Below are 8,562 nucleotides of genomic sequence, written 5' to 3' on the forward strand. Positions count from 1 at the left end.
GAGGAGTAACGAGTGGAAAGAACTCTAGTAATCATTAAACCTGATGGTGTCCAACGCGGCTTGATCGGGCCGATCCTGGGTCGCTTTGAGCAGCGCGGCTTGCGTATCGTGGCTCTGAAGATGATGTCCATCGACCGCGCCTTGGCTGAGCGCCACTATGCTGTACACCGGGGGAAGTTTTTCTTCGAGAACCTGGTTGATTATATCTCTTCCAGTCCTATCGTTGGGGCCATCGTCGAGGGTCCGCAGGCAGTACAGGTAGTGCGGACCATGGTCGGGGCGACGCGGCCACACGAGGCGATGCCAGGTACCATTCGGGGCGACTATGCCGTGGCAGGGCTGCGTAACCTGATCCATGCTTCTGACTCTATAGAAACGGCCCAGGAGGAGATCGCCCTATTCTTTGCCGAGGAGGAGATCGTCTCCTACACGCGGGATATAGATAAGTGGATCTACGAGTAGGCACTTAATAGGTGTACCTGGTCACCTCCCGGCCGGTTGCATCGTAGAGCACTCCCGTGTCACCCTGATTATTCCATACAGCGCTTCTGCCCCAGTAGAGGTCGCTAGTCGTGTTTGTTCCACGGCTGGTGTGTACCTTAACGCTGCTACCGGCTGGGAGTATGAATGGTGGAAAGGTATAGACCTGTCTTGGCCCGGCACTCAATTTCCATCCGGTCATATCCATGGCCACGCTGCTGCGGTTAGTGATAGTGACGATCTCAGCTACGGCGTCGATAGCCTGGATGACTATCGTGCCCGAAGCCACAGCCGTGGATGTTGGCGTGGCCGGGGCTGGTGATGGTGTGGCTGTTGGGGCAGGTGGATAGGGTGACGAGGTGGCTGGGGGAGGAGGGAACGTAGGGGTTGGGGGCAACGGTGTGGCCGTGGGCACCTGTGTTTGTACGGACGGTATCCTCGTCGCCGTTGGCGGTGGTGTGGGCGACGGCGAAGGATTGGCAGTGGTGGGGACAGTTGTAGCTGTAGAGACAGGCAGTGGCCTGTTTGGCGTGGTCGTGGTAGGGGTAGACTCCTTCTGGGCGACGTTCGGCGCAGCTGGTAGTGGTGTGGATGGGGACGGGGTACTGGCTGACCGAGTGGGCGTGGTGGAGGTAGGAGCCGTGAACTGGGGACTGACCGGCCCCACTGCGGTTGGTGAGGCACTCCGACCCACTCTTAGCCGCAAGACAGCTGTGGGGGTCGGCGTTGGTTCTACTGTTCCAACGGGACGGCGCTGGCTAGTGGGGGTGAATGTCGTTGGAACTGATACAGTAGCAGTGAAGCGGTCAGAACAGGCAGATATGATCAGGATCAGGAGGAGAGGCCAGCCCAACCAGGTGCTTTTCATAGCCTTGTCTCCCTGGCGAGTTTGGGTCGTATTTTTAGTATAAAGTTGTTGGCCCAGCCTGTCAAGCCCGGCTGCTGAAGGTGAGTAATAGGGCTCTGACGGGGACGTGGGTTTGGGGTACCTCCAATTTCTTATCCCCTTCTCCCGCAAAATGGGAGGGGGGGGGACAGGGGGTTAGGGCAGCCCCACACCTGGGGTGGTTCGGGGGCTTCGCTCCAGGTACTATGCCTTATCGATGCGGGACGGGGAGTGTAGAGGGGCTTTGCCTCTCTGCTGGGGTTTGGGGTGTCCCTAAACCCACATCCCCCCTTCTCTCAATGGGAGAAGGGGGAAGAGGGATGAGGGCTTCATCACTATGGATCGCCGTACCTTCCTTAAAAAGGCTCTACTCAAGGGGGCTGCTGGGCTTGGGGTTGGATTGTCCCTTAATGAGGCAGGACACCTCTGGGAGGCAGCGGCTGAGGTCTTCAGCCGGGATAGCGGGATCGCCGGCCAGGTGGTGGACCTCCTCTCCGAGCAGCCGCTCGCTGGCGTCAGACTAAGCGCTGAACCATCCGGCGAAGCGGCCCTCAGCGATGAGAGGGGATATTATTACTTTCGTTTGCCACCGGGCACGTATAAGGTGATGGCCAACGCGCCCGGCTATTTGGAGCTCTGGTATGCCCAGCAGAGAGTGATAAGGGAAACGATTACCCGGCTCGACCTGGCGCTCTTACCAGCGAACCCTACGCCTGAGGAGCAAGCACTTATTTATGATAAAGTTGTGCGTGCTCCCCAGCTGCCTACTAGACTCGGCCTGGATTGGGAAACGCTCCTCCGTCCCTCGCTTGAGGTCCTCACCACGGCTATCCCATCCACGATCAACGTTCGTTTCCCTGATGGACATATCGAGACAATGGAGCTGGATGAATACTTGAAGGGTGTTGTACCTAACGAGATGCCTGCGAACTGGCCGACGGAGGCCCTGCGAGCGCAAGCAGTGGCCGCCCGCAGCTACGCCATCGCCTACGCCGCCCAAAAGGGCTATATCTGCACCGACACCAACTGTCAGTATTACTCCAATAAGCGTGATCCCCGTACCAGCGCCGCTGTGGATCAGACGCACAACATGGTGGCCACTTACAAAGATAATGTTATCTGGGCCTTTTATTTTGCTTCCTGCAATGGCTATCGTACCCGTAACAGTGAGGACGCTATCTACTGGCAAACCTGCCAACCCGCCGGCTGGAGGCGTCTCGACTACTGCCGTTCAGTGCCCTGTCTGCATGATCCGGTAGTAAAGAGAGATAGCGCTGGCAATATCCTCAATAAATGTGGGGATGAGGGGAAGGGGGCCGGCTACTACGGCCACGGTGTAGGCATGTGCCAGTGGGGGGCATTAGCGAGATCCAACGAGGGGCTGAGCTATAAGGGGATCCTCACCCATTACTACACTGGTATCAACGTGCTCAACGCGGGGATTCTGCCCCCTGCTCCCCTCAGCCCGGCCAATAACGCCTGGCTACCAGCTGGCCAACCCCTGACTTTGAGCTGGAGCAGTGGGGGAAGCTCTTACTATGTTGAGATGCAAAGTACGGCAAGCAGCAACAAATGGACTTCAGGCTGGATCAGCACTGCCTCCTGGACAACAAATTCCCCGCCGGCTGGTGTTTACCAGTGGCGGGTCAGGGCGCGAGACACCTCCGGAATAGAGAGCGACTGGAGTGAGATGATGACCCTGGTTCTGACCCAGAATCCATACAGGATTCGTTTCCCCTCGATCTACAATAAGGGGCCCATCAATACCTGGTAGGAGACATTGCAATGGTTAGGCTTTGCCGACAACATATCGGTCTGGTGATCGTGCTCGTCGCCTTCATCGCTCTGGGTACGCTCTATAGCGTTGTTGATCCCATCTTTGAGTCCTCTGATGAGCTCTGGCATTATCCCTATGTAAAATATATTGCCGATGGGCACGGCCTGCTGGTGATGAGCCCCCAGCCGGAGAAGAACGTGGCCAGGCAGGAGGGAAGTCAGCCCCCTCTTTACTATCTGCTTGGGGCAGCGGCTACGTTCTGGATTGATACCGGCCGCATCAGCGACCTGTACTGGCTTAATCCTCACGCTACCATAGGCGAACCCGGCGCTGATCACAATAAGAACATGGTGGTGCACACTGATAAGGAGAATTGGCCTTACCATGGTGTGCCTCTGGCTGTGCACATCGTGCGTTTCCTCTCCGTGTTGCTGGGGACAGCGACTGTCTTCCTGACCTATCTTTTGGCCCTGGAGGTCTTCCCCGCTGAGCGAACGCTGGCTGCTGGGGCAGCGGCTCTCAATGCCTTCGTGCCTATGTTTCTTTTTATCAGTGGCTCCGTCAACAACGATAATCTGGTGATCCCCCTTTGCTCGCTCGCCCTCGTGCTTCTCATCCGACTGGTTAAGGGGAAACCTGGAATATGGTCCTTCCTGGTGCTTGGGGCTGTTCTCGGACTGGCCAGTCTTTCTAAGCTCAGTGCCCTGGGACTATTCCCGCTGACAGCCATCGTTATCTTGTTTGTCGCCGGACGACGGCGTTCCCTCATTGCGCTCTGGAAATGGGGGACAGCCGTCATCCTTCCGGCGATAGCCATCGCCGGTTGGTGGTACGTTCGCAACTGGCTACTCTATGGCGATCCCCTAGGGCTGAATGTGCACCTACTGGCATCTGGAGGGCGCAAGTATACGCCCAGCCTTCTCGACCTTTGGGGCGAGTCTGAAGGGTTCAAAATGTCTTATTGGGCTGTCTTCGGCGGCTTCAATGTGCTGGCTGATCCCTTCGCCTATAGGCTCTTCGATGTCATCCTGGTTCTGGCCGGGTTGGGACTCGTTATTTATGTCCTGGGCTTGCTTAAAGGAAGGAGATGGAATGAGGGGACGCTGCTCCTGCTCCTCGTCCTTTGGATCCTCATCCTGGGCGTCGAACTGATGCATTGGACCCAGACCACCATGGCCTCACAAGGGCGGTTGATGTTCCCAGCCATCTCAGCTATCTCCCTTCTTTTCAGTAGAGGCTTGGCCTCCCTAGCACCGCGGCGTTATACTGGACTCGTACTGCTCCTGGCTGGTGGCTCGCTATTGGCCGTAGCGGCCATCATCCCCTTTCGCAACATTGCCCCCGCCTACGCCAAGCCCCCCATCCTCAGAGAAGCAGACCTGCCGGCCATAATCCACCCGCTCAACATGAACTATGCTGGCCAGATGGAACTCATTGGTTATGAATTGCCTGAGACAACCGTATTACCAGGGGGTACCCTGGAGCTTACGCTCTATTGGCGCTCCTTAGACAGGATGAACCGCGACTACAGCATCTTCATTCATCTCTTCGGCAAGGACAATCAATGGTTAGGGCAAAGAGACACGTTTCCTGGAGGTGGAACTTATCCGACCCGATTATGGAGAGTGGGCGACATCGTGCGCGACACCTATCGCCTTCATATATCCCAGACGGCCATCGCTCCAGCGCTAGGTCAAATTCAGGTTGGACTATACCTCTTTCCGTCAATGGAGGTATTACCCGCCTATGACCTTCACGGCCGCAGTATAGGGAGTTCGCCTACCATCGCCCGCCTAAAGGTTAAGTCGCCCATACCTCAGGCGATGCCCATCGCTCATCCATTGCAGGTCGATTTCGGCGATAAAGTAGCCTTGATCGGCTACGATTTGCCCCTAAAGGAGGTCAGGGCAGGTGAATTGTTGCGTGGTGTCCTCTACTGGCGCGCTCTGAACAAGATGGAGCGTGACTATACCATCTTTGTTCACTTAGTGGGGAAAGATGGCATGGTCGGTCAATACGATGCTCAGCCGCAGGGCGGTGATTACCCCACCTCATTCTGGGATAAGGGTGAGGTAGTGCCCCATCCATTTCAGATAGCCCTGCGCCCGGGGCTGGCCCCAGGCGAATACACCCTCGTGGTAGGGATTTATGATTTAGCGACGATGCAGCGCCTCAGAACAGCAAAGGGCGATTCTGCAGAGTTAACGCATATCCTGGTCGTGCTGCCCTAACGCCGCTGTTCGTATCCCTGCTCGACCTCACTTGCTCAAAGGTGACCGGCGTACCCACACCGTTCCCACAATAGGCCGATCCAAGGGACGCCCGCTGCTCTCCTCGACGGCAGGCAAGCGCTCCATAGTAGGGAGCAGGTATAGCCCTGCTCGAACGTGCAGGAGAAGAGGGGTCGGTGCGTTCTTCGGGATGGGCACCCGGTAAGTGTCACGGAAGGTATCCCCGGCTCGCCATAACCGTGTAGGATAGGTGCCCAATCCAGGGAAGGTGTCTCGCTGGGCGATGATGCGATCTTCGGGGGTGGTGAGGTGAATATAGACGCTGTAGTCCTTGTCCATCGGTGCCAGCCCTCGCCAGTAGATGGCCACCCGCACAGTGTCCCCGGGAGACACGCTATCCGGGGAGATATCACTGCCCAAGAGCTGCACCTTATTGGCGAAGTTCACCCGCACAGGGCGTTGAATCGCCTCCAGCGCTGAGGAGGGGAGCATCTGAGGCTTAGCGTAGGCCGGGGCGAGGTAAAAAATCAGGGCGCTGAGGGCAAAGGTGGCCATCCCAATATTGGCTGTTCCGGCAAGGAATCCCCAGAACCGTTCAGGCACATACTGGGCTAGACCGAGGAAGATGAGAATAGCGATGGCAGCGATGGCGGGAAAGAGATTCCGACCATTGCCGGCGGCGGGAGTGAGACGCATATAGTTCGCCTGAGCAATAAAGATCAGAAGTGTCCACACAACCAGGACGACCACTCCGAAACGTGCTTCTCTGGAAAGTATGCCGCGTTTCCAGTGTCTCCAACCAAGGATGATGAGCCCCACGATAGCTATGCGGGTGAGCAAGGTTATGCCCCAGTATAGCTCGGCACTGACCGGGACGTTTCCCCAGCCGAAGTTCGCCCAGAACGACCTCTCCAGGTTGGGGAATTCGGCGACAAGCTGGCCCAAGTTTGCGGGAGGGCTACGCCTGCCCCATGCCTCCTGCATACGGCTGAGGGCAGACCAATCACCATAGAGCACCAGATTACGAATGAACCACCAGCCAGATACGGCCGCAGCCAGTCCGAATACAGCGAATCCTGCGCCCCAGAGGGTGCGCCATGGAACCCGTCGGGAAAGCGATACAAGGGTGAAGAGCACGATGAGGAGCAGTGGGACAGCACTCACCTTGGTTAAGAGCGCCAATCCTAGAGCTGCACCCAAGGCGATGGTGTTGCTTCTAGTGATACCCTGGTTGTGAATGCGCAGTGCCAGGAGGATAACCAGCGAAGAGAGGGTGGTGACGGCATTGTCGTTATTAATGGCGCTGCTGATGAAGAGAAACTGGGGACTGAAAGCCACGAAGGCGACTGCTCCCAGAGCAAGAGCCGCTTGCCTGGGGAAGATCTCCCGAGCGATCATGTAGGTGATGAACACAGTGACAGCTCCTAAAGCTACCGAGACCAAGCGCACCAGGTGGGCTGCCAATACAGCCCCCGTGTAGGGAGGGTCCTCTTGGGGGCCGTGGACGAACTGGTTCTTATTGTCCTGACCGACATAGCCGATTTCATAGCCCCAATAGGGATTTCGCCACAACAGCTGAGGGAAGTCGTCGCTGTTGATCCAGAAGGTGGCTAGTGCCCCCAGGGTGTAGTACAGGGGTGGTTGATGATTCTCCGATTTGGGGCCATGGCGCAGCTGGACGGGCAGTCCCTGTCCATCAGCCAGGTGCTTAACGAAGGCGTAGTGATCGGCCTCATCCGGCGCTTCGAAGAGGGGATCGATGATGCTATAAGTAAGGGCCAAGCCGAGATAGGCCAGAAGGATCAAACCTATCGCCCAATGATGCCTGCTGATGCTCCCCATTTTCATCTGCTGTTCGAAAACTGGCTGCCAGCAACCAAAATCTGCCTAATAATAACAGTTCGCCCGATGGGAGGGCAAGGTGAAATGTCCCCCTCAAAATCTTGACAACCACATCCACCTGTGCTATGTTATTAGCACTCTAAGGTTTAGAGTGCTAATGAGGTGTTAAGACGATGATGGGGCAGATCGATCAACGGCAAAGGGCAATCTTAAGGATGATTGTGGAAGAGTATACGGTTACGGCGATGCCTGTCGGTTCAGAGGTGATTGCTCAGAAGGGCGGACTGGGCGTTAGCCCTGCTACAGTGCGCAACGAGATGTCTGTCTTAGAAGAGCACGGCTATATCTTTCATCCTCATCCCTCAGCTGGGCGGATGCCTTCGGCGCGGGGGTATCGCTATTTCGTTGAGACACTTATGGGAGAAAGCGATTTAGATCCGGAGCAAAAACGGACTATACGCCATCAATTTCATCAGATAGAGGCTGACATCGACGAGTGGATGCAACTGGCCGCCGCGGTTATAGCCAACATCGTCAAAAATGCTGCTTTAGTGACGCCCCCTACAGCAGCGGCGTGTCGCTTGAAGTATCTTGATCTTGTTCAGCTGCACGAGATGCTGGTGCTGATGATTGTCGCCTTATATGAGGGTATCATTAAACAACATATTCTGAGTATCCCGGAGCCGACCGAAGCGGACGAGCTAACCATGGTATCCCGTAAGCTGACCTCCTGTTTTCAAGGGCTCAAGGCAGGACAGATCGAGGCTATGGTAGTTAACCTATCACCCTTAGGGAAATGTGTCAGAGAGGCGCTGATCAGGATAATGGGTCAGGTGGATAGGCAAAGATTCCGCTATATCCACTACGATGGCTTGGCTCATACGCTCAACCAACCCGAGTTCTCGCGTGTGGAGAAAATGCGCGCCTTGGTGCGGCTTATCGAAGAAAGATCGGCCTTTGCCGGCGTTATCCGAAGAGTGTTAGATACCCCGAATGTGCAGCTCTTCATCGGTGAGGAGAATGAGCTGAGTGATTTGTGGGAATGTAGCCTTGTAATGACCAGATATGGTCTTGAGGGTGGAGATATGGGCACCTTGGGTGTGCTCGGCCCGATAAGGATGGATTATGGACGAACCATTTCAGCAGTCCGGTTCTTGTCCACAGTAATGAACGAGCTGCTGAATGAGGTATACGGTTAGAGTTTAACTAGCAATTGCAGGGAGGAAAGATATTATGGCCAAGGTATTAGGCATTGATTTAGGGACGACGAACTCGTGTATGGCGGTGATAGAGGTGGGGGAGCCGCTGGTGCTGGAGAATGCGGAGGGGGGGAGGATCACCCCCTC

At 56.1% G+C, this 8,562-nt stretch carries 8 protein-coding genes; 6 read left to right on the top strand and 2 right to left on the bottom strand.

Annotation, left to right across the window (positions count from 1 at the left end; genetic code table 11):
• The first annotated feature begins 12 nt into the window (after nt 1-12).
• On the top strand, nt 13-462 hold the full coding sequence (ndk, locus tag M1136_09710) for a nucleoside-diphosphate kinase (GenBank protein MCL5075904.1): 450 nt from the start codon (nt 13-15) through the stop codon (nt 460-462).
• A gap of 4 nt (nt 463-466) precedes the next feature.
• On the opposite strand, the gene M1136_09715 is transcribed toward ndk, so the two are convergent.
• The gene (locus M1136_09715) at nt 467-877 is read right to left on the bottom strand and encodes a lamin tail domain-containing protein (GenBank protein ID MCL5075905.1); all 411 of its coding nucleotides are present in this window, start codon (nt 875-877) and stop codon (nt 467-469) included.
• Between the two features lie 4 nt (nt 878-881).
• On the opposite strand from M1136_09715, the gene M1136_09720 reads away from it, so the two are divergent.
• The 3 genes from M1136_09720 (at nt 882) to M1136_09730 (ending at nt 5,374) form a co-directional block, all read left to right on the top strand.
• A complete protein-coding gene (locus tag M1136_09720; GenBank protein ID MCL5075906.1) occupies nt 882-1,391 on the top strand; it encodes a hypothetical protein in 510 nt (169 codons plus the stop codon).
• 312 nt (nt 1,392-1,703) lie between these two features.
• The gene (locus M1136_09725) at nt 1,704-3,140 is read left to right on the top strand and encodes a SpoIID/LytB domain-containing protein (protein ID MCL5075907.1); all 1,437 of its coding nucleotides are present in this window, start codon (nt 1,704-1,706) and stop codon (nt 3,138-3,140) included.
• Nucleotides 3,141-3,151: 11 nt separating this feature from the next.
• The gene (locus M1136_09730) at nt 3,152-5,374 is read left to right on the top strand and encodes a glycosyltransferase family 39 protein (GenBank protein MCL5075908.1); all 2,223 of its coding nucleotides are present in this window, start codon (nt 3,152-3,154) and stop codon (nt 5,372-5,374) included.
• Nucleotides 5,375-5,401: 27 nt separating this feature from the next.
• Here M1136_09730 and M1136_09735 read toward each other — a convergent pair whose 3' ends face one another.
• A complete protein-coding gene (locus M1136_09735) occupies nt 5,402-7,216 on the bottom strand; it encodes a glycosyltransferase family 39 protein (protein MCL5075909.1) in 1,815 nt (604 codons plus the stop codon).
• Nucleotides 7,217-7,389: 173 nt separating this feature from the next.
• On the opposite strand from M1136_09735, the gene hrcA reads away from it, so the two are divergent.
• Nucleotides 7,390-8,415 carry a heat-inducible transcriptional repressor HrcA gene (hrcA, locus tag M1136_09740; protein ID MCL5075910.1) on the top strand — a complete coding sequence of 342 codons (1,026 nt, stop codon included), beginning with the start codon at nt 7,390-7,392 and terminating at the stop codon, nt 8,413-8,415.
• 34 nt (nt 8,416-8,449) lie between these two features.
• Nucleotides 8,450-8,562, top strand: a 113-nt coding sequence (locus M1136_09745) for an Hsp70 family protein (protein ID MCL5075911.1), incomplete at its 3' end; no start/stop codon positions are given.

It is taken from the genome of Chloroflexota bacterium, assembly GCA_023475225.1.
In the GTDB taxonomy this organism is placed as follows: Bacteria; Chloroflexota; UBA6077; order FW602-bin22; family JAMCVK01; genus JAMCVK01.

Bases quoted from the DNA above. Each gene is read 5' to 3' on its own strand.
- M1136_09730 (MCL5075908.1), top strand. From the start codon at position 3,152: ATGGTTAGGCTTTGCCGACAACATATCGGTCTGGTGATCGTGCTCGTC.
- M1136_09725 (MCL5075907.1), top strand. From the start codon at position 1,704: ATGGATCGCCGTACCTTCCTTAAAAAGGCTCTACTCAAGGGGGCTGCT.
- hrcA (MCL5075910.1), top strand. From the start codon at position 7,390: ATGATGGGGCAGATCGATCAACGGCAAAGGGCAATCTTAAGGATGATT.
- M1136_09735 (MCL5075909.1), bottom strand. From the start codon at position 7,216: ATGGGGAGCATCAGCAGGCATCATTGGGCGATAGGTTTGATCCTTCTG.